A 19028-nucleotide genomic window follows, 5' to 3' on the forward strand; every position below is an offset into this window, starting at 1 on the left:
CTGCTTTCTTTGCTTACTTTCTTTGCAGCAGCAAAGAAAGTGAGTCCCGCCCCGGACAGGGGCAGAGCTAATAGACCGCTAAAAAAGCAAGTTTCATGGGAGCACAGGCGCATCAAACGGTTTAAGCAAACAACCGCCCCAAGCGCCAGCGTAAAACCTTGTGCAAAGAAAGTGAGTCCCGCCCCGGACAGGGGCAGAGCGAATAGGCCGCTAAGAAAGAAAGTTCCATCGGAGCACGAGCGCAGCAAACGGTTTAAGCAAACAACCGCCTCGCGCGCCAGCGTCAAATCCCCGACCCAAGCGCCAGCGTCAAACCTTGCGAGAGCGAGAATTCACCCCGCAAACCCCGCCGCAACCCGCCCCATCTGCCCGATCCCGTTCTCGAAAACCCGCTGAAAGAACGGCAAGAGATTGGGCACCATGAGTTGCAACAGCAGTAGTCCAACGAGCATCGTCACGGGAAACCCGACCTGAAATATCCCGATCTGCGGCGCGGCGCGATTAAGAATCCCGAGCGCGAGATTGGAGATAAGCAGCGCGGCAACAACCGGCAACGCCAACAAAAGCCCCGTGGAAAACATGCTCGCGCCGTAAGAAGCCAGAACCTTCCACCCTTGTGCATGCGCCGCAGCCCCGACCACATTCACCCCGATCGGCACAGACTGAAACGTGGTGACAAGCGCGGCGATCATCTGCAAATGCCCGTCGAAAACAAGAAACGCGAGCATCGCGATCGTATTCAGATACCGCGAAATCACAACAGCATTACCCCCGGCGCGCGGATCGTAAAGCATCGCAAAGCCGAGACCCATTTGCTGCCCGATGAACTCGCCCGCCGCATCGATCGCGGCGAACGCGACCTGCATCGTCACGCCGAGCGCCGCGCCGATCAGGAACTGATTGACCATGATCCACACACCATCGGCGGAGAAGACGGTGACCTGCGGCACAGCACCGAGTGTCGGCGCGACGATCAGCGTGATAAAGCCAGCCAGGCTGACCTTCACCCGCACCGGAATCCCCATATGACTGAGAACCGGCGCAGTCGCGATCAAAGCGAGGATGCGCACGAACGGCCACAGAAACGACGTGAGCCAGACATTGAGCTGCGCGTAAGTGACGGAGAACATCTGCGTGGAATCAGCCGGTAATCGCGGGCGTGATGGTGAACATGTGACGCATGTAGTCGAGCAGCGTCGAGAGCATCCACGGTCCGGCGATCACGAGCGTCACCGCGACCGCGATCAGCTTCGGAATGAACGAAAGCGTCGATTCGTTGATCTGCGTAGCCGCCTGAAAAAGACTCACCACCAGCCCCACGACCAGCGCAACCAGCAACAGGGGCGACGCGAGCATCAGCGCGACATACATCGCCTGGTGCGACATCGACATGACGGATTCGGGTGTCATCTGCGTCTCTTCCTCAAACGAAACTTAAACGAAGCTCTGTGCCAGCGAGCCGATCAGCAACTGCCAGCCATCGACGAGCACGAACAGCATCAGCTTGAACGGCAGCGCGATCGTCGTGGGCGACACCATCATCATCCCCATCGACATCAAGACGCTAGCCACCACCATGTCGATGATGAGAAACGGAATGAAGATCGTGAAGCCGATCTGAAACCCCGTCTTCAGTTCGCTCGTCAAAAACGACGGCACCAGCAGCGACAGCGGCACGTCTTCCGGACCGTTCATCGGCGGCGCCTTGGCAATCTTCGCGAAGAGCGCGAGATCGGTTTCGCGCGTCTGACGCAACATGAACTGCTTGAACGGGCCGATGCCGCGCTGCATCGCCTGGTCCATCGTGATCGTGCCTTCGGAGAAGGGCTTGTAGGCGTCCGTGTAAGCGCGGTCCAGGACCGGCGACATCACGAACAGCGAGAGAAACAGCGCGAGCCCGACGATCACCTGATTCGGCGGCGTGTTCGACGCGCCGAGCGCCTGCCTCAGCAGCGACAGCACGATGATGATGCGCGTGAAGCTCGTCATCATCAGGACCATCGCGGGCAGGAACGACAGCATCGTGAGCAGCAGCATCGTCTGGACGCTGAGCGAATACGTCGTGCCGCCGTTGGGGCCGGGACTCGTGTTGAATGCGGGCAGGCCCGCCGTGCTTTGCGCGAGAGCCGCGTAGGGGAGGGCGGCGATCACGACCGGCAAGCCCAGCTTCACACCACGCGCGATAAAACGACTGACCTGCATTTACTTGCTCCCGCCCGCGAACTTCTGCAGACGCTTGTTGGCTTCGCCCGCGAGTGCGTCGCGAAACCGTTGACCGAAGGTGCCTTGCAACGTTTGCGCGGGCGCCGGCGTTTCAGTGCCGATCCCGCCTGCCTCGGCCGATCCGGCGGGCATCGTGTGCAGAAGCCGCACGTTGCCCGGACCCGCGCCGACGACGAGCCACGTATCGCCGATCTCGACGACCGCAACACGCTCCTTGTTACCGAGCGACGCGCCGCCGACCACCTTCACGAGCCCTGTGCGCTTGCCGCCTTGATAGCCGAGCTTGCGGGCGAGCCACGCGCAGCCGAACACGAAGCCGATCACGATGACGAGACCGAAGAGCGTCTGGAACACCGCGCCGAACCCAAGCGACGGCACCGCCGACCCCGCGCCGACGCTCGAAGCGATCTGCGCGGCGTGGTTCACGGCGTTCATGTCGGCGGCGTGTGCGAACAAGGGCGCGGCAGCGGCGAGCGCGACGATCAGGCGTTTCATCGATTCAGCTTCCGGATGCGTTCCGACGGCGTGATGATGTCGGTCAGGCGAATGCCGAACTTGTCGTTCACTACGACCACTTCGCCCTGCGCGATGAGGCAGCCGTTCACGAGCACGTCCATCGGTTCGCCGGCGAGGCCGTCGAGTTCGACGACCGAGCCCTGCGCCAGTTGCAGCAGGTTGCGGATCGCGATCTTCGTGCGCCCGAGTTCCACCGTCATCTGCACGGGGATGTCGAGGATCATGTCGATGTCATTGCGCGTCGAGGGCGCGGCGGCCTTCGAGAGCGGCTGGAACACGCCAGCGGTAGTGGCCGCCGGGGTATCGTTGCCGTTCTGTTCGGCGAGCGCGCTGGCCCAGTCGTCCATCGCGATCTCTTCGTTCTTCAGCGGGTCGCCGATGCCCATCGAGCCGGGCAACGTGCCTTCTTGCATCAAGTCACTCATATCCACCTTCCTTCATCGTGTCCGTCGCGCTGATCATCTTCTGCACGCGCAACGCGTATTGACCATTGAAAATTCCGTAGCCGCATTCCATCACCGGCACGCCATCCACCTTCGCCACGACCTGCTCGGGCACGTTGATCGGCAGGACGTCGCCGACGCGCATGTTGAGAATCTGCGCGAACGAGGAGCGGATTTCCGCGAGATCGACCGTCAGCTCGACTTCCGCCGTCTGCACCTGCTGCGAGAGCACGCGCACCCAGCGACGGTCGATTTCGAGCGCTTCGCCCTGGATCGGCGAGGAGAGCACGTCGCGGATCGGCTCGATCATCGAGTACGGCATGCAGATGTGGAGCGTGCCGCCCGTCGTGCCGAACTCGATCGAAAACTGCGTGACGATGACGATTTCGTTCGGCGTCGCGACGTTGGCGAACTGCGTGTGCATCTCCGAGCGCACGTGTTCGAACTGCAACGGCCGCACGCTTTTCCACGACGCCGTGTAGTGCTCGAACACGAGGTTCAAGAGCTTGCTGATGATGCGTTGCTCGGTCTGCGTGAATTCGCGGCCTTCGACGCGCGTATGAAACCGCCCGTCGCCGCCGAACAGGTTATCGACCACGAAGAACACGAGGTTTGGATCGAAGACGAAGAGCGACGTACCGCGCAACGGCTTCACGTGGACCAGATTCAGGTTGGTCGGGATCGGCAGGTTGCGGGTGAATTCGCTGTACTTCTGCACCTTCACCGGACCGACGGAGATTTCCGCCGAGCGCCGCATGAAGTTGAAGATACCGACGCGCATCAGGCGCGCGAAGCGGTCGTTGATGATTTCGAGGCCGGGCATCCGGCCGCGGACGATGCGTTCCTGCGTCGCGATGTTGTACGGGCGCACGCCTGCCGGCTTGTTCTCGTCCGAGATCTGGTCGACTTCGCCGGTGACGCCCTTGAGGAGGGCATCGACCTCCTCCTGCGACATGAATTCTTCGTGGCCCATTGCTGTTCCTTTCGTGGTCAGCGGTCGGTCTTACTGAACGACGAATTCGGTGAACAGCACTTCGTCGACGCGCACCGGCTTTTCGGCGGTGCTCGCCGTCACTTCGATGGCCGTGCGCAGGTCGCTGGCGAGCGTGCGCTTGCCTTCGAGCGTCGCGAGGTCATCGGGGCGCTTGGCCGAGAGCATCATCAGCACGCGGCTGCGGATCTCGGGCATGCGCTCGGTGAGCATCGGCTGGGACTTCTCGTCACGCAGCTTCAGCGTGAGGCCGGTGCGCAGGTAGTGCATCGCGCCATCGTCGGATTGCAGGTTGACGGTGATCGATTCGAGCGGGAAGAACACGGGCGGCGGGACCGGCGCGGGCTTCGCGGGGCCGTGCGAGCCGAACTTGTTGATCGCGTAGTAAGTGCCCCCGGCGCCCGCGCCGAGAAGCACGATCGCGCCGATCGCGATGACGAGCGTGCGCTTGAGCTTGCCGCTCTTCGCGTTGACGATGGGTTGCTGGTTTGCGGTCGTGGTTGCCATGGATGCTTACCTCTTTCTGTAGCCTGCATTGTTCGCGAAAGAGGAGCCCGGCGATGGGTCGAACAGAAGGGGGTTTTGGGGTTAATCCGTCGTTTGTGGCGTGAAGGAGACGCGCGGAGCCGAGCAGGACAGAACAGGCGCGATCAGCGGATGCGTGCTGATTCGTGCATGTTGCCCGCAGTTAACGCCAAAAGGCCACTCGCGCGACGCGAGCAGCCTTCAATGCTTGAAGCCGAATCCCGTCAGGCAAACGTGTCCACGAGCCCCACGGTTCGCCGCGTCGGCATGTTCACGGCCGTCGTGCCGCCCGAATCGTCGACTCCGGCGACCCCGCCGCCATCCCGCCCGCCGCGTCCTGATTCCCGCCCGCCTTGCTGGCCGGATTGCCCCGACTGCCGCGCGAACCCGTCATTCACGCTCGTGCTGCCGAGACTGATCCCGTTCGCCTCCATCGCCTCGCGCAGCTTCGGCAGCGCCGCCTCGACGGCCTCGCGCACCTGCGCGTGCTGCGACACGAAAAGCGCGTGCGCGTGGTTGTCGTTGACCTGAAGCGTCACCTGCAGCGGCCCGAGATCCTTCGGATTCAACGTCAGTTCCGCGCTCTGCTGATGCGCGTTCGACAGGAACACGACCTTCTGGCTGAACGCATCGTCCCAGGCGGAGCTGCCGACGTGCGGCGCGATCGCCGCGCTCGTCGCCGCGGCCATCGTGCCTTGCGCGCCCGAGGTCCCCGAATTCGCCGATGCCGCTTGCAGCGCGCTCGCGTGCAGCGCGGCGTCGGCGGTTTGCTTGTAGGCGGTGGTGCTGTCGTCGGGCGGCATCGAGACGGGGATCGGCTGCGCGTTCGTGAGAGCGGCGGCGTCGGTGGCTTGGGATTTGGTGTTCTTGCCGTCGCCGAGCGTATCGCCGAGGCCGACCGTGCGCTTTGCCTTGCCTGCGTCCGCGTTGCCGGTGTTCGCCGCTGTTCCGGCATCCGGGGAGCCAGAGCCGGAGCCCGTCGGCGCTTGCACGGGAGTTTTGCTGTTCATCGCTGCGAGCGCTGCCTGAAGCGCGTCCTGCGGCGTCTGCGATGCCTGCGCGGCGTCCGTCGCCTTGTGCGCGTCGGGTTTCGCGTCCGTCTCACCGGTGGCGCTCGCATCGGTCGCTGCGTCCGCGCCGCTCAGCGATTGCGCCGCGCTCGCCAGATCGGCCAGCGCCGCGTCCGTTCCGTCCGCCGCTCCGGCACGCGCTTTCGCAAGCGCCGCTGCCGCCGCATCCGCGGCGGCCTTGGCGACGGCCGCTTTCGCATCGGCCTGCGTCGTCGGCTGCGCTGCGTCCTTCGTGCTGCCCGCGTCCGCATCGGCGTCGGCGGACGGCTTCGGCGCGTCGGTCTTGCCGGACTGATCGCTCTTGTCGGCGGCAGCGGTCGTTTCATCCGTGTCGTCCGATGCATCCGGCGCAGAAGGCTGAGGCGCGTCGTGCACGCTCGTGTGCGGCGCTGCGAGCTTCGCCGCCGATGCCGCCACCTTCGCCTGCGCTTCGGCGTTCGCCTTGTCGGCCATGCTTTGCAGCGTTACGCCGAACGACGCGAAAGCCCCTTCATCGCGCGACGACGATACCGCTTTCCCCTTTGCTACCGGAGACGTCGCGCCGATGAGCGCTTTGCCAAACGAAACGGACGACATGCTTGACCTCTTGATCCTGAATGATTTGATGGTGATGCGTTTCCCGCGCGTCAGGCCTTTTCGGCCCGCATGCGCAGAATCTTTGCGGAATGTTCGTCGGAATCGCGCTGCTCGACGCGCGCCGACTTTTTCGCGAGCACGGCTTCCCCTCGCGCCGCGAGCACTTCATACGAGCCGAGCTTCTGCTTCTTCAGGCGCCATTCGTTCTTGACGGCCTCGAGCCGCTGGTCGAACGTCAGGAAAAGCTCGCGCTGCTGCTCGATCGCGGAATCGAGCGTATCGATGAAAGCCTGGAAGTTGCGCAGCGTCTGCGCGTTCGTCCCCTGTTGCGCCGATGCCGTGAACCGCGCGTGATACTCGTCGCGATAGGCGATAAGCGAATCCAGTTGCGCCTCGACCTCGTTTCGCTCCTGCTGGAGCTTGCCGAGTTTCTTGGTGGCGGCGTCGAGTTCTTCGTCCGCGAGGTTGATCAGCGTCTTGATCGGCAGATGTTTTGACATGGGCTTCAGGTTCCTCAGCTACCTTGTTCGAATAATTGGTCGAGTTGAGCGAGACTTGGTTCGAATTCCGCCTGCTCGCGAAATCCCTGCTGCAAAAAGGCTTCCATACGCGGATAAAGTGCAATCGCGCGGTCGAGCAGCTGGTCCCGGCCGCTCGAATACGCGCCGACGTTGATGAGGTCGCGGTTGCGCTGATAACGCGACAGCATCTGCTTGAACATGCGCACGCGGTCGAGGTGCTTGTCGTCGATCAGCGCGGTCATTGCGCGGCTGATCGACGCTTCGATGTCGATAGCGGGATAGTGGCCGGCTTCCGCGAGCGACCGCGACAGCACGATGTGGCCGTCGAGAATCGCGCGCGCGGAGTCGGCGATCGGGTCCTGCTGATCGTCGCCTTCTGTCAATACCGTATAGAACGCGGTGATCGATCCGCCGCCCTCCGGCCCGTTGCCCGTGCGCTCGACGAGCGCCGGCAGCTTCGCGAATACCGACGGCGGATAGCCCTTTGTCGCGGGCGGCTCGCCGATCGCGAGCGCGATCTCGCGCTGTGCCATCGCGTAGCGGGTGAGCGAATCCATCAGCAGAAGAACGTGCTTGCCCTGATCGCGGAAATATTCGGCGAGCGAGGTCGCGTAGGTCGCGCCCTGCATCCGCAGGATCGGCGAAACGTCCGCCGGAGCCGCCACGACCACCGAGCGCGCAAGTCCGTCCTCGCCCAGAATCTGCTCGATGAATTCCTTCACCTCGCGGCCGCGCTCGCCGATCAGGCCGATCACGATCACTTCGGCGCTCGTATAGCGCGCCATCGTGCCGAGCAGCACCGATTTACCGACGCCGGAGCCTGCAAAAAGCCCCATGCGCTGGCCGCGTCCGACGGTCAGCAGCGAATTGATCGCCCGTACGCCGACGTCGAGCACCTTGTGGATTGGCTCGCGGTTGAGCGGATTGATGGTCGCCGATGTGAGCGGCGCATCGGTTCTGGAGCCAAGCGGGCCGAGTCCGTCGAGCGGACGGCCGGACGCATCGACCACGCGCCCGAGCATTTCCCAGCCGACCGGCAGGCGCTTCGCACCTGCCATCGGATCGTTGATCGGCGCGCTTTCCAGCGGATAGACGCGCGCGCCGGGCAACAGACCCGATGTTTCGGTGGTCGGCATCAGGAACAGTTTGTCGCCTGCAAAGCCGACCACTTCGGCTTCGGCCATCGGAATCGAACTGCCGGCGGGCAGCTCGATCATGCATTCGGAGCCGACGCCGAGCTTCAGCCCGACCGCTTCCAGCACGAGTCCGGCGGCGCGCGTGAGGCGGCCGCACGGACGCAGCGGCCGCGCAATCGCGCTGCGCGCCTTGAGCGCGTCGAGCTGGGCGCGCCAGCCGTCGATATGCGCATTACCGGCGAGATTCGCGAGCTGGACGATGGTCTGCGCCGCGCGTTGCTCGATGTCCGGCTCGACGAGATCGGTTTCGCTCAAGAGCGGTCCGAACGATGCCCGCGCGAGTTCCTGTTCGAGTTCGCTCAGGCCGTCCTGCGTGATGCGGCGGACGGCGGGCGGATGTGAAGCGATATGCGAATTCACCACGGTTGAGTCCTCCCGAGCGCCGCCGCGACGCGCTCCCAGCGCGTCGTGTTGGTCGCATCGATTTCGCCGGTTGCGGCCTGCGCGCGGCAGCCCCCGCGTTCGATCGCGGGATCGGTGCGCACGCTCCAGCCCGCGGCCTGCAATTCTTCGAGCAAATACGCTTCGACCACCGGCAGATCGGCCGGATTCACCGTCAGATGCGGCGCGCCCAACAGCGCCGGTTCAGCCGCGATCACCTCACGCGCGACGCTGAGCAGCGCCGTCGGATCGAGTGCGATGTGCTGCTGCACGACCTGCTGCGCGATATCGAGCGCAAGCGCCGTAAGCGATTCCGCGACCGCCGCGTCGGCTGCTTGCAGCGCGGTCTTGAACGCGTCGGCGAGATCGGCGAGACGCGCGGCTTCGGCCAGCGCCTGCTTGCGGCCGTCCTCGAAACCCTTCGCCAGGCCTTGTTCGTAGCCCGCCTGATAGCCCATCGCCTGGCCCGCGACGTGGCCCTGCGCGAGCCCTTGCGTGTGCGCTTCGTCCTTCACGCGGCGCAGGTGCTTTTCGAGCGCGGCCTGCTCGGCGGCGCTGTGATCGACCGTCACGGGGTCGAACGACGCCATCTCCCAGCGCTGATACGCCGACAGCGTCGGTTTTTGCGCACGCGCGGTATCAGACATATGCGTCCTCGGCCTTGCCGCCTAACTGGATCTGCCCGTTTTCGGCGAGATTGCGCACGATCTGGAGGATCTTGCGCTGCTGCTGCTCGACTTCCGACACCCGCACCGGACCGCGCGAATCGAGATCTTCCGACAGCAGTTCGGCGGCGCGCTGCGACATGTTGGACAGGAATTTCTGACGCAGACCCGGCTGCGCGCCCTTCAGCGACACGATCAGCGTCTCCGATTCCACTTCCTTCAGCAGCAACTGGATCGCGCGGTCTTCCAGATCGAGCAGGTTTTCGAACACGAACATCTGGTCGATGATCTTCTGCGCGAGCTCCGCGTCGTAATCCTTCACGTTCGACAGCACCGATTCCTCGTGGTTGCTCGACATGAAGTTGAGGATTTCCGCCGCCGTCCGGATGCCGCCCATCGGCGCGCGCTTCAGGTTGTCGCTGCCGGAGAGGAGCGTCGTCAGCACGTCGTCGAGTTCGCGCAGCGCCGCCGGCTGGATGCCGTCGAGCGTCGCGATGCGCAGGAGCACGTCGTTACGCAGCCGCTCGGTCAGAAGCGCGACGATTTCCGACGCCTGATCGCGGTCGAGGTGGACGAGGATCGTCGCGATGATCTGCGGATGCTCGTTCTTGATCAGTTCCGCGACGGCACCCGAATCCATCCACTTCAGTCCTTCGATACCGCTCGTATCGCTGCCCTGCAGGATGCGGTCGATCAGCGCGCCGGCCTTGTTCTCGCCGAGCGCCTTCGTCAGCACGGAGCGGATGTACTCGCTCGAATCGAGCGAGAGCGCCGTGTGCTGCTCGGCCTGGTGCACGAATTCGGTCATCACGTTGTCGAGCTGCTCGCGCGTCACGTTCTTGAGCGCCGCCATGGTCGCGCCGATCTTCTGCACTTCGCGCGGGGCAAGGTACTTGAAGACTTCGGCGGCTTCTTCCTCGCCGATCGACATCAGGAGGAGAGCGGATTTGGTCAGGCCTTCAGCGTTCATCGGACACCCAGTTTTTTACGACCGTGGCAACGATTCTCGGGTCCTGGCGCGCGACCATGCGTGCGTAGTCGAGGTTGCGGTCGAATTTTGCCTTGCTGCTTTCGTGGCCGAGGAGACTCACCTCGGCGTCCTTGTCTTCGTCTTCCTTCTTCGCGTCCGGCAGCGACGGGCCGTCGAGCAGCGAGAGTTCGTCCTGCGGCGTGAGCGCGGCGGGCGGTTCCGGCGGCGGGAACGCGCGGCGCATCGCCGGCTTCACCATGCTGAAGTAGAGGAACAGTCCCACCACGCCGATGCCCAGGTATTTCGCGAGCTGGATGCCGCGCGCGATCATGTCGGGCGTGCGCCACCACGGCACGTCGGGCGTGACGTTCTGGTCGGTCGTGAACGTGCTGTTGACGACGTTCACCGAGTCGCCGCGCTTTTCGTCGTAGCCCATCGCGTCCTTCACGAGCTGCTGAACTTGCGCGAGCTTGTCTGCGGCGAGCGGCGTCATCGTGACGTTGCCCTTCGCGTCGACCTGACGCTGGTAGTTCACCACCACCGCCACCGACAGGCGCTTGATGCCGCCCGTCGCCTGCTCGAAGTGGCGCACGGTGCGGTCGACTTCGAAATTCGTCGTGGTGTCCTTGCGCTGGTTGACCGGCGTCGTCTTGACGGGGGCGCCCGTCGTGGGATCAGTCGCCGGCGCGGTGATTGGCGCGGAGGCCGGTTGCGGCGGCTGGTTCGACAGCGCGCCCGGCACGCCTGAGGCGCCGCCGCCCGAGCTTTCGTTCGATTCGCTCGACTGCTGGCTGCGGATCGCCGTGCTTTGCGGGTTCGCGTTCGGGCCGTAGCTCTCAGCGGTCTGCTCGAGCTTCGAGAAATCGACGTCTGCGCTGACTTGCGAGTGCGCATTGCCCGCGCCGAAGAGCGGCGACAGGATCGCGTCGATGCGCTTTTGCGTGTTGTGCTCGATCTGCTGCACGTATTTGAGTTGCGAGGCGTCCAGGCCGCTCGCGGCGCTGCTCTGCGTGAGCAGGTTGCCGTCCTGATCGACGATGTTGACGTTTTTTACCGGCATGTCCGGTACGCCGGCCGCCACCATGTGCGTGATCGCCACCACCTGGCCTTCGTCGAGCACGCGTCCCGGGTACAAATTGATCATCACCGACGCCGTCGGCAGTTCCTTTTCGCGTACGAACACGGTCGGCTTCGGAATCGCGAGATGCACGCGCGCCGTTTTCACCGATGAAATCGAGCCGATTGTTTTTTCGAGTTCGCCTTCCAGCGCGCGCTGGTAGTTGACTTGTTCCGCGAACTGGCTGATGCCGAACTTCTGGTTGTCCATCAGTTCGAAGCCGACCGAGCCGTTCTTCGGCAGGCCCTGGCTCGCGAGCCGCAAACGCGTTTCGTGGACCTGCTCGGCCGGCACCAGGATCGCACCGCCCGAATCGGCGATCTTGTAAGGGATGTTCCCTTGCTGAAGCGCGGCCACGATGGCGCCACCGTCGCGATCGGACAGGTTGGAGAAGAGCACGCGGTAATCGGGCTGGCGCGACCACATCACGAGGCCGGCGATGACCATCGCGAGAATCGCGACCGCGACGATCAGCGGCATGCGCGGGTTCGAGCGGATCTGCGACAGCATCGGTACGCGCTGGGCGAAGCCGCCGAAGTCCGCACCGCCGCCGAGGCTGCCGGACACGGTACCGACGGAGCCGGGCTGCGCGCCGGCCAGGCCCATTCTGGCGTCTGGCGTAATCAGGGAATTGTTGGGCGTTTCCATTGCGTCGAAGCTCTCCGAATCTGGGGAGTCCGCCGTTCGCCGCCGTCTTTCAGGCGCCACGGAAGACTTTTCACGAATGAATTATCCGCAGAAGGAAGAGAGTCGATTGGGTGAACAGAGCCGGGTTTTACCCGTTCTTTGACGGCTTTGAGAAATGGCCCGCTGATATTCTTTTTCGTAATCGGTCACACCGCATCGATGCACCGCCCGGTCTCTGCGGGCCTGTTACATCGCTCGATCCACCTGAACCGGTTTCCCTGGTCTTTCGGAGCAAATATGAATTCTTCCATCAACCCGCTGGGTTCCGCGCTCTCCGCACTTCAATCGATGGCCTCGCAGGCCGCCGGCGGCGCCGGTTCGGCCGTCGCGTCGGGTCATGTGCAAGGCTCGTCGGCGGGCTCGTCCTCGGGCGCCGTCAGCGCGGGCAGTTTCGCCGACGCGCTCAAATCCTCGATCGACAAGATCAGCGACAACCAGAACAAGGCGCTTGGCGAAGCTCACGCGTTTGAGGTCGGCGCGCCGAACGTGTCGCTGAACGACGTGATGGTCGACATGCAGAAGGCCAACGTCGGCCTGCAATTCGGGCTTCAGGTGCGCAACAAGCTCGTCAGCGCCTACAACGACATCATGCAGATTTCCGTCTGACGATTCGTCACGCTGTCCCCGTTCGTTCTGGCCCCGCGGCGTCGCGCCGCGCCGGTTTTCCCTTGTGCCCTAAAGCTTTTGCGCGGTTTTCCGATAACCCCGATAACAGCTCGCCAGCAGCAACGCGCCGATGAGACGCGATGCGGGCGGCGAGCGGCATCGATCGACTCGGGAAACGTCCGGGCTGGCACGGCGGAAGGCACGTCCGTTCGTGCCCTCAGCCGCCTGACGACGCGAATCGGCCCGACCAGGCACGTATAAGGAGAACCACAGATGTATTCCCCAGGACACGCTGGAGCCAGCGCCTACGCACGCGTCGGCGTTCAGACAGGAGTGACGGGAGCGAGCCCGCACCGGCTGGTCGTCATGCTCTATCAGGGCGCGCGGCAGGCGATCGCGCAGGCGCGAATGCATCTTCAGCAGGGCAACATCGTCGAGCGGGGCGCCGCGATCGGCAAGGCGATGAGCATTATCGAAAGCGGGTTGCAGCAGGCGCTGAACAAGCAGGCGGGCGGCGAGATCGCGGAGCGGCTCGACGCGCTCTACACATATATGACGCGGCGGCTGCTCGAAGCCAACGCGCGGCAGGACGAGCAGATGCTGGTGGAGGTCGATGGACTTCTCGCCACGCTGGAGGAAGCATGGATAGCAATTGGACCGGAAGTAGCGCAAGCGGCTTCGGCGCATCTTTCGGATGCGTCGGGCAGTGGGTCTGCGCATGCGGCGGCGCGTGCGGCAATGAATGTCTGATAACAAGAATGAAGACAAGTCAGGAATATTTCGACCACTACGAGGCTATCGCGGCCCTGTCCGGCAAGATGCTCGCCGCGGCAAGGAGCGGAGAGTGGGGCGAACTGAAGGTGATGCAGTCGGCGTATCGCGAACTGGTTGACGGACTGAAGGAAGTGGACGGCGGCTCCGAGCTCGACAACGACGACAAGGCGCGCAAGCTCGACCTCGTGCGCCGCATTCTCGCCGACGACGCCGCGATCCGCGATCTGACGTCGCCCTCGCTCGCGCGGCTCTCGGCGCTATTCACGGCGAACCGGCCGGCGCGCGCGCTCAAGAAGATGATGGGACTGCGCTAAAGGCGTGGCGAAGGCGGGCGGCTTCCGGTTTGCCGCCGCTGTAAACAAGGGACACGGGCATGACGGCACTGGACACCGCGATCGCAACGCTTCTCGCCAGCCGGGCGGAGTTGCTGATGTCCGCGATCCGCGCGCCCGGCAGCGCCACCGCCGGCCAGACGACGACCCAGGCCGGCACGTCGCGCCTTTCCATCGATATCCAGCCGGGCGCCTCGGACACGCGGGACGGGGCGTCGGCGACAGCCAACGCATCCGCGCAGACGGCGCTCAGCAAGATCGCGCGCACGCTCGACGCGATTTCGCGCTTTGGCGGCGGCGCGACGCCCCCGCTGACCGGCGACGCGCCGCTCTGGCCCACCTCGCCGCGTCCCGCGAGCGCGTTTGCGAATCTCTCGGGCGGACTGTTCGACCACGCTTTTTCGTCGATCGCGTCGGCGGCTGCGGCGCGTGCTCTCAGTCAGCCGGCGCCACCGTTGCCGGCGTCGGTGCTGGCTTCTGCGCTGGCTAAAACCGTCGGCGAAAGTGGTCTTTTCTATGAATCCCATCTTGTCGAGTGGCTCGGGGGGCAGCGTCCGGCGGCATCGCTCGCGGGCGAACCGCAGGCGCGCATCGATTTGAGCGCGATGCCGCTCCCTCTCGATATTCCCGAGCAGCCCGAGGCGGCTTCCTCTCCCGCGGTTTGGCTTGATGAGACGGGGTCTGCGTCAGTGCGCGCCGCGGGCGATTCTCACGACATGCCCGATCTGCACCCGGCGACCCGAACTTTCACGCCGCCGAGTAACCCGCAGCAGGCGGCGGCGCTCGCGGAATCGGTGCGGGACGCGCCTGCCTCGGCGTTATCTTCCGCCGCCTCCGCGACACCGGCTGTCACCGCCGCGCCCGCGCCGCAGGAATCTGCGACGCAGGCGGCGCTGCTGGCAGGCGTCCATCCATCGACGATTCCGCTCGTTCGCCAGCAGCTCGATCTACTCGCGACCGGCCAGTTTCGCTGGTCCGGCGAGGCGTGGCCCGGCGCGCGGCTCGAATGGGAGATCGCGCCGCAGGAACGTGACGCGCGCACGCCCGACACCGCTCACGACGCCGATCGTCCGTGGCGCACGCGCGTGACGCTTTCGCTGCCGACGCTCGGTACCGTCGATGCCGATCTCGTCCTGAGCGGCGACAAGCTCGTCGCGCGGATCAACGCGAGCGAGCACGGCGCGGCGCGTCTCGCCGCCGATCGCGAGGGCTTCCGGCAACAGCTTGCGGCGGCGGGCATCGGGCTCGCGGGGATGTCGATACGGGCGGTCGGCGGATCGGCGGATATCGATGCCGATATACGCGCTGCGTCGAAGCCGGTGCCGTCGCCGCTGGCGCATTTGTTTCGCGGGGAGGGCGCATGAGCGCGGACGTGCGCAAGCAGGCGACCGCGCTCGCCTACGACGACCAGAACCGCGACGCCGCGCCGCGCGTCGTGGCGAAGGGATACGGGATCGTTGCGGAAATGATCGTGCAGCGCGCGCAGGAAGCTGGGCTGTACGTGCACGAATCGCCGGAAATGGTGTCGCTTCTGATGCAGGTCGATCTGGACGCGCGCATCCCGCCCGCGCTTTATCAGGCGGTGGCGGAGATGCTGGCCTGGTTGTATCGGCTGGAGAATGGGGAGGATTCGGCTCCTGCACCGGCTATGCCGAAGTTGCCGAATCCGGTGCGGTAAGGACCGCGACTAAACCGCAAACGCCCGTCTCACCACTCCCGCGTGATCAAACCTCGCGGGCAGCGTCCCATAAACCCGCCCCGTCTCACCGCGCGCATCTCCCAGACGCGTCTCGATAAACGCATCCGCAACCTCCTCCGGCGCATGCTTCGCAAGCAGCACCGCCTGCGCGGTCAGCACCAACTGCTGCGCGATCCGCCGCGCCGATGCCTCCCTCGTCGCCGGATCGCCCTTCAGCGTCTGCAAGAGCGCATCGAGCGCCGGTCCCAGCGCCGGATGCTCGCGCGCCGTCTCCTGCCACGACGCGAAAAGCGCATGCGCCGCATCCGTCTCGCGCTCGAACGCACGCAGCACGTCGAGACACATCACGTTCCCCGAGCCTTCCCAGATCGAATTGACCGGTGCTTCCCGATAGAACCGCCCCATCGGCCCGGTCTCCACATAGCCGTTGCCGCCCCAGACCTCCATCGCTTCGCCGGTGAATTCGAGCGCCCGCTTGCAAACCCAGAACTTCGCGGCCGGCGTCACGAGCCGCCGCCACGCGCGCTCTTCCGGCGCGCCATCGGCGGCGGCGCTGGTTTCGAACGCGCCCGCGAGACGCATGAACAGCACCGTCGCCGCCTCCGATTCGAGCGCCAGATCCGCGAGCACGTTGCGCATCAGCGGCTGGTCGACGAGTTTCGCGCCGAACACGCTCCGGTGCCGCGCGTGGTGGATCGCCTGCACGAGCGCCGCGCGCATCAGCGCGGCGCTGCCGATCACGCAGTCGAGCCGCGTGTAGTTCGCCATTTCGATGATCGTCGGCACGCCGCGCCCTTCGTCGCCGATCATCACGCCGTACGCGTCGAGGAATTCGACTTCGCTGCTCGCATTCGACCGGTTACCGAGCTTCTCCTTCAGACGCTGCACCTGGACGGCGTTCTTGCGGCCGTCCGGGGTGAAGCGCGGGACGTAGAAGCATGAGATCGCGTCGCTTTCGCACGCGCGCGCGAGCACCAGATGCGCGTCGCATTGCGGCGCCGAGAAAAACCACTTGTGCCCGATCAATCGATACGCGGTGCCCCGTCCCGGCGTGTCTATCGGATAAGCGCGCGTCTGGTTGCTGCGCACGTCCGAGCCGCCTTGCTTCTCCGTCATGCCCATGCCGACCATCATCGAGCGCTTGCCCGCGCTGAGCGGAATGTCGCGCGGATCGTGCTCGCGGGAGAGCAGCGCGTGGCGCAACGTGGCGTAGAGCGCCGGTTCCTTTTGCAGCACTGGAATGCTGGCGAACGTCATCGTGATCGGACACAGCGAGCCGGATTCGAGCTGTCCGTGGAGAAAATAGCCGGCACAGCGCGCGGGCATCGCGCCCGGCCGGGGCGTTTCGAACGGCAGCGCGTGCAGCCCTTCGCGTCTCAACAGTGCGAGCAACTCGTGCCAGGCCGTATGGAACTCGATCGCGTCGATGCGCTCGCCGCGCGGGCTGTGCGTGCTCAGTTCCGGCTCGTGGCGATTGGCGAGATCGGCGAGGGCGAGCACGTCGGGCTGCGTGAGCGCGCGACCATCGCGTTCAAGCGCCTCCGCGTGCCAGCCCGCGCCCTCGCGCTCGATCGCGGCCGTTAGCGCGGGATCGGCGGCGAGCATGTCGTAACTGGCGAGTGGCGGCGTCTGGTTGACGACCTCGTGGGTCTCGCCGAAGCGCTGCGGTCGTGAAGGCGTGGTCATCGTTGGTCTCCGTCGGGCGCTAGTCGATCGCCGGCAACATTCAGCGCATCGCGTCGCGGGCTGCGTCGAATCCATCTCGAATTTACAAATCATAGGACGCGCATTCCTCAGACGCCTAGAGGAAGCGCTCGCCCAAAAATTTCGCAAGGCCCATCGCCGGAACATTCGGAATACGCCTGATTTGTGCCCGAATCGGGTTCGGATTCGCGAATTTGAGGTAAATCCGATTTTTCCTTTAGACAACCTGAACGTAGGAAACCCAAACCTATAATCCGCGCTGCCCAAGTGGGGCTGCTGTGCACTTACGCATTCGAGGAAAGCAAGTTATGAGCATTAATGTTATTGAATTGGTACAAGGCGCTTTGACCGAAAGCGTGTTGCAGCAGCTCGCGACGCGCATCGGCATCGCGCCGGAATCAGCAAAGCGCGTGGTCGGTCTGGTGGGCCCGGCGCTTGTCGGCTCGCTGATGAACAAGGCAGCGTCGCCCGAGGGCGCGCGCGGCCTGTTCGCCTCGATCATGTCGCCGGATACGAACGCGAACATCGTCGAGCAACTGCCGAACCTCGTGCAGGGCGACGGACTGCAAAAGCTGCTCGGCATGGGCGCGCGTCTCGCGGGCGCCGTGCTGCCGGCCGATCGCCTCGAAGCGCTGAGCGGCAAGGTCGCCGAACAGACGGGTGTCGCGGCAAGCGCCACGCACGCGCTGACGGGTGTCGTCGGCACGACGCTGCTCGGCGTCCTGAAGCACTATTTCATGCAGCACAACGGCAACGCCGGCGCACTACCGACGCTGCTCGGTCATCAGTTGCCGTTCGTCAAGGCGAACATGACCGACGCGATCGCCAGCGTGCTCGGCCTCGGCAGCGCGGGCAGCTTCCTCGCCGGCGTAGGCGCGCAGATGAAGGCGGTGTCGTCGCATCTCGAACATCCGTCGACGCAAAATGCACGCATGTCGGCCGTGAATGGCTCGATCGACAAGGCCGTCGTCGAGGAAAAGGCGAAGAGCAAGAAGTGGTGGTGGATCGCGCTCGCCCTCGCGCTGGCGTTGCTCGCGGCCCTGCTCGGGCGCGGCTGTGTCGGGGAGAAGAAGGAAGTTGTCGCCGAGCCGGCCGCATCGGAAGCATCGATGGCGATGGCCGCATCGGCCCCGGCCCCGGCCCCGGCTTCGGAACCCGCGCCCGCACCGGTCCCGACGAAGGACGCGCTGATGACGTTCTCGGTCGACAAGGCCGGCGCGCCCACGATCAACGCAACGGTCGGCAGCGAAGCCGAGCAGAAGACGCTCGTCGACGCGCTGACGGCGAAGTTCGGTGAAGGCAAGTTCAAAGCGTCGATCACGGTCGATCCGGAAACGAAGGCCGCTTCGTGGCTCGACAAGCTCGAAGGCCTGCTGCCGCTGATGGCGCTGCCGGGCGCGGAAGTGAAGCTCACGGGCGAGAAGATCGAACTGAGCGGCACGGCTGCGGACGCGAAGCTCGGCTGGATCGAGAAGCTGAAGGGTCTGTTCGGCGCGGCGTTCACGATCGGCACGTTCAACGTGACCGAAGCGGTCGCGAACGCGAAGGATTCGTTCCTGAATGCGTTCAACACATTCAAGTCGGATGACTGCGTTGCTGGCGACGTCGCCAAGGTGCTCAACCTGCAAGTGATCAACTTCGCGACGGGCTCGGATGTGCCGCCGCAAGACGCACAACTCGCGCTTGCGAAGTCGGCTGAACTGCTGAAGAACTGCTCGACTGCCAGCAAGACGGTCAAGATGGAGATCGGCGGCTATTCGGACAACGTCGGCAAGGATACGTCGAATCTGGCGCTTTCGAAGAAGCGTGCGGAAGCGGTGCGCGCGTACCTCGTGAAGCACGGCGTGCCGGCCGATTCGCTGACGGCGCAAGGCTTCGGCGATGCAAACCCGGTCGCGGACAACGCAACGGCAAGCGGCCGTTTCGCGAACCGCCGTATCGAGTTCAAGGGTCAGGAATAAGCTGTCGCGGACGGGCGGAAACGCCTGTCCTCGAAGCTCTGAAGTTGACGCCGCCCCGCGACCAAGCGGAG

Annotated in this window: 21 protein-coding genes; 6 read left to right on the forward strand and 15 right to left on the reverse strand. The window is 64.7% G+C overall.

The annotated features are described in order from the left end of the window. The 14 genes from AWB65_RS37155 to fliF form a co-directional block, all read right to left on the reverse strand. On the reverse strand, nucleotides 1–287 hold a 287-nt coding region (locus tag AWB65_RS37155), incomplete at its 3' end, for a hypothetical protein (protein WP_143281815.1). Between the two features lie 45 nt (nucleotides 288–332). Beyond that, nucleotides 333–1130, reverse strand: coding sequence for a flagellar biosynthetic protein FliR (gene fliR, locus AWB65_RS29150; RefSeq protein WP_087670438.1), 798 nt, complete (start codon nucleotides 1128–1130; stop codon nucleotides 333–335). 10 nt (nucleotides 1131–1140) lie between these two features. Next, entirely contained in the window at nucleotides 1141–1410 is a 270-nt protein-coding gene (gene fliQ, locus AWB65_RS29155; protein WP_087656802.1) for a flagellar biosynthesis protein FliQ, read from the reverse strand. Between the two features lie 24 nt (nucleotides 1411–1434). Beyond that, complete coding sequence (gene fliP, locus AWB65_RS29160) at nucleotides 1435–2202, reverse strand: flagellar type III secretion system pore protein FliP (protein ID WP_087670439.1); 768 nt, start codon at nucleotides 2200–2202, stop codon at nucleotides 1435–1437. Then, entirely contained in the window at nucleotides 2203–2718 is a 516-nt protein-coding gene (gene fliO, locus AWB65_RS29165; RefSeq protein ID WP_087670440.1) for a flagellar biosynthetic protein FliO, read from the reverse strand. It abuts the gene before it with no gap. Then, the gene (gene fliN / locus AWB65_RS29170; protein ID WP_235007829.1) at nucleotides 2715–3125 is read right to left on the reverse strand and encodes a flagellar motor switch protein FliN; all 411 of its coding nucleotides are present in this window, start codon (nucleotides 3123–3125) and stop codon (nucleotides 2715–2717) included. Before fliN ends, fliO begins: the two co-directional genes overlap by 4 nt. A 31-nt stretch (nucleotides 3126–3156) precedes the next feature. Then, on the reverse strand, nucleotides 3157–4155 hold the full coding sequence (gene fliM / locus AWB65_RS29175) for a flagellar motor switch protein FliM (protein WP_087670441.1): 999 nt from the start codon (nucleotides 4153–4155) through the stop codon (nucleotides 3157–3159). Between the two features lie 30 nt (nucleotides 4156–4185). Beyond that, nucleotides 4186–4680: a flagellar basal body-associated protein FliL gene (fliL, locus tag AWB65_RS29180; RefSeq protein ID WP_087670442.1), complete on the reverse strand. Its 495-nt coding sequence runs from the start codon at nucleotides 4678–4680 to the stop codon at nucleotides 4186–4188. Between the two features lie 242 nt (nucleotides 4681–4922). Further along, nucleotides 4923–6344: a flagellar hook-length control protein FliK gene (locus AWB65_RS29185; protein ID WP_087670443.1), complete on the reverse strand. Its 1422-nt coding sequence runs from the start codon at nucleotides 6342–6344 to the stop codon at nucleotides 4923–4925. Nucleotides 6345–6394: 50 nt separating this feature from the next. Further along, nucleotides 6395–6844 (reverse strand): flagellar export protein FliJ, encoded by a 450-nt coding sequence (gene fliJ, locus AWB65_RS29190; protein WP_087670444.1) that lies wholly within the window; start codon nucleotides 6842–6844, stop codon nucleotides 6395–6397. A gap of 14 nt (nucleotides 6845–6858) precedes the next feature. After that, a complete protein-coding gene (fliI, locus tag AWB65_RS29195; RefSeq protein WP_327359258.1) occupies nucleotides 6859–8421 on the reverse strand; it encodes a flagellar protein export ATPase FliI in 1563 nt (520 codons plus the stop codon). After that, entirely contained in the window at nucleotides 8418–9089 is a 672-nt protein-coding gene (fliH, locus tag AWB65_RS29200) for a flagellar assembly protein FliH (protein ID WP_087670445.1), read from the reverse strand. The genes fliI and fliH overlap by 4 nt, the downstream gene beginning before the upstream one ends. After that, nucleotides 9082–10077, reverse strand: a complete 996-nt coding sequence (gene fliG, locus AWB65_RS29205) for a flagellar motor switch protein FliG (RefSeq protein ID WP_087656794.1) — start codon at nucleotides 10075–10077, stop codon at nucleotides 9082–9084. Before fliG ends, fliH begins: the two co-directional genes overlap by 8 nt. Then, nucleotides 10067–11842, reverse strand: a complete 1776-nt coding sequence (gene fliF / locus AWB65_RS29210; RefSeq protein ID WP_087670446.1) for a flagellar basal-body MS-ring/collar protein FliF — start codon at nucleotides 11840–11842, stop codon at nucleotides 10067–10069. The genes fliG and fliF overlap by 11 nt, the downstream gene beginning before the upstream one ends. A gap of 276 nt (nucleotides 11843–12118) precedes the next feature. Between fliF and fliE the strand changes: the two genes are divergently transcribed. The 5 genes from fliE to AWB65_RS29235 all read left to right on the forward strand — a co-directional run bounded on the left by fliE (nucleotide 12119) and on the right by AWB65_RS29235 (nucleotide 15271). Then, nucleotides 12119–12487, forward strand: a complete 369-nt coding sequence (fliE, locus tag AWB65_RS29215; protein WP_087670447.1) for a flagellar hook-basal body complex protein FliE — start codon at nucleotides 12119–12121, stop codon at nucleotides 12485–12487. 273 nt (nucleotides 12488–12760) lie between these two features. After that, nucleotides 12761–13237 (forward strand): flagellar export chaperone FliS, encoded by a 477-nt coding sequence (gene fliS, locus AWB65_RS29220; RefSeq protein ID WP_087670448.1) that lies wholly within the window; start codon nucleotides 12761–12763, stop codon nucleotides 13235–13237. 8 nt (nucleotides 13238–13245) lie between these two features. Next, nucleotides 13246–13575: a flagellar protein FliT gene (locus AWB65_RS29225; protein ID WP_087670449.1), complete on the forward strand. Its 330-nt coding sequence runs from the start codon at nucleotides 13246–13248 to the stop codon at nucleotides 13573–13575. A gap of 59 nt (nucleotides 13576–13634) precedes the next feature. After that, complete coding sequence (gene fliK / locus AWB65_RS29230) at nucleotides 13635–14957, forward strand: flagellar hook-length control protein FliK (protein WP_087670450.1); 1323 nt, start codon at nucleotides 13635–13637, stop codon at nucleotides 14955–14957. Further along, complete coding sequence (locus AWB65_RS29235) at nucleotides 14954–15271, forward strand: EscU/YscU/HrcU family type III secretion system export apparatus switch protein (protein WP_087670451.1); 318 nt, start codon at nucleotides 14954–14956, stop codon at nucleotides 15269–15271. The genes fliK and AWB65_RS29235 overlap by 4 nt, the downstream gene beginning before the upstream one ends. A 9-nt stretch (nucleotides 15272–15280) precedes the next feature. Here AWB65_RS29235 and AWB65_RS29240 read toward each other — a convergent pair whose 3' ends face one another. Continuing rightward, nucleotides 15281–16978: an isovaleryl-CoA dehydrogenase gene (locus tag AWB65_RS29240; RefSeq protein WP_087670452.1), complete on the reverse strand. Its 1698-nt coding sequence runs from the start codon at nucleotides 16976–16978 to the stop codon at nucleotides 15281–15283. 326 nt (nucleotides 16979–17304) lie between these two features. On the opposite strand from AWB65_RS29240, the gene AWB65_RS29245 reads away from it, so the two are divergent. Beyond that, nucleotides 17305–18957 carry an OmpA family protein gene (locus tag AWB65_RS29245; RefSeq protein ID WP_087670453.1) on the forward strand — a complete coding sequence of 551 codons (1653 nt, stop codon included), beginning with the start codon at nucleotides 17305–17307 and terminating at the stop codon, nucleotides 18955–18957. Nucleotides 18958–19028: the final 71 nt, after the last annotated feature.

Source organism: Caballeronia humi (genome assembly GCF_001544475.1).
Taxonomy (GTDB): Bacteria; Pseudomonadota; Gammaproteobacteria; order Burkholderiales; family Burkholderiaceae; genus Caballeronia; species Caballeronia humi.

Coding starts and splice junctions, on each gene's coding strand:
- fliO (WP_087670440.1), bottom strand. CDS start 2,718: ATGAAACGCCTGATCGTCGCGCTCGCCGCTGCCGCGCCCTTGTTCGCA.
- fliH (WP_087670445.1), bottom strand. CDS start 9,089: ATGTCTGATACCGCGCGTGCGCAAAAACCGACGCTGTCGGCGTATCAG.
- fliL (WP_087670442.1), bottom strand. CDS start 4,680: ATGGCAACCACGACCGCAAACCAGCAACCCATCGTCAACGCGAAGAGC.
- fliK (WP_087670450.1), top strand. CDS start 13,635: ATGACGGCACTGGACACCGCGATCGCAACGCTTCTCGCCAGCCGGGCG.
- fliQ (WP_087656802.1), bottom strand. CDS start 1,410: ATGACACCCGAATCCGTCATGTCGATGTCGCACCAGGCGATGTATGTC.
- fliS (WP_087670448.1), top strand. CDS start 12,761: ATGTATTCCCCAGGACACGCTGGAGCCAGCGCCTACGCACGCGTCGGC.
- fliM (WP_087670441.1), bottom strand. CDS start 4,155: ATGGGCCACGAAGAATTCATGTCGCAGGAGGAGGTCGATGCCCTCCTC.
- fliG (WP_087656794.1), bottom strand. CDS start 10,077: ATGAACGCTGAAGGCCTGACCAAATCCGCTCTCCTCCTGATGTCGATC.
- fliR (WP_087670438.1), bottom strand. CDS start 1,130: ATGTTCTCCGTCACTTACGCGCAGCTCAATGTCTGGCTCACGTCGTTT.
- AWB65_RS29240 (WP_087670452.1), bottom strand. CDS start 16,978: ATGACCACGCCTTCACGACCGCAGCGCTTCGGCGAGACCCACGAGGTC.
- fliN (WP_235007829.1), bottom strand. CDS start 3,125: ATGGGCATCGGCGACCCGCTGAAGAACGAAGAGATCGCGATGGACGAC.
- AWB65_RS29225 (WP_087670449.1), top strand. CDS start 13,246: ATGAAGACAAGTCAGGAATATTTCGACCACTACGAGGCTATCGCGGCC.
- AWB65_RS29185 (WP_087670443.1), bottom strand. CDS start 6,344: ATGTCGTCCGTTTCGTTTGGCAAAGCGCTCATCGGCGCGACGTCTCCG.
- fliJ (WP_087670444.1), bottom strand. CDS start 6,844: ATGTCAAAACATCTGCCGATCAAGACGCTGATCAACCTCGCGGACGAA.
- AWB65_RS29235 (WP_087670451.1), top strand. CDS start 14,954: ATGAGCGCGGACGTGCGCAAGCAGGCGACCGCGCTCGCCTACGACGAC.
- fliP (WP_087670439.1), bottom strand. CDS start 2,202: ATGCAGGTCAGTCGTTTTATCGCGCGTGGTGTGAAGCTGGGCTTGCCG.
- AWB65_RS29245 (WP_087670453.1), top strand. CDS start 17,305: ATGAGCATTAATGTTATTGAATTGGTACAAGGCGCTTTGACCGAAAGC.
- fliE (WP_087670447.1), top strand. CDS start 12,119: ATGAATTCTTCCATCAACCCGCTGGGTTCCGCGCTCTCCGCACTTCAA.
- fliF (WP_087670446.1), bottom strand. CDS start 11,842: ATGGAAACGCCCAACAATTCCCTGATTACGCCAGACGCCAGAATGGGC.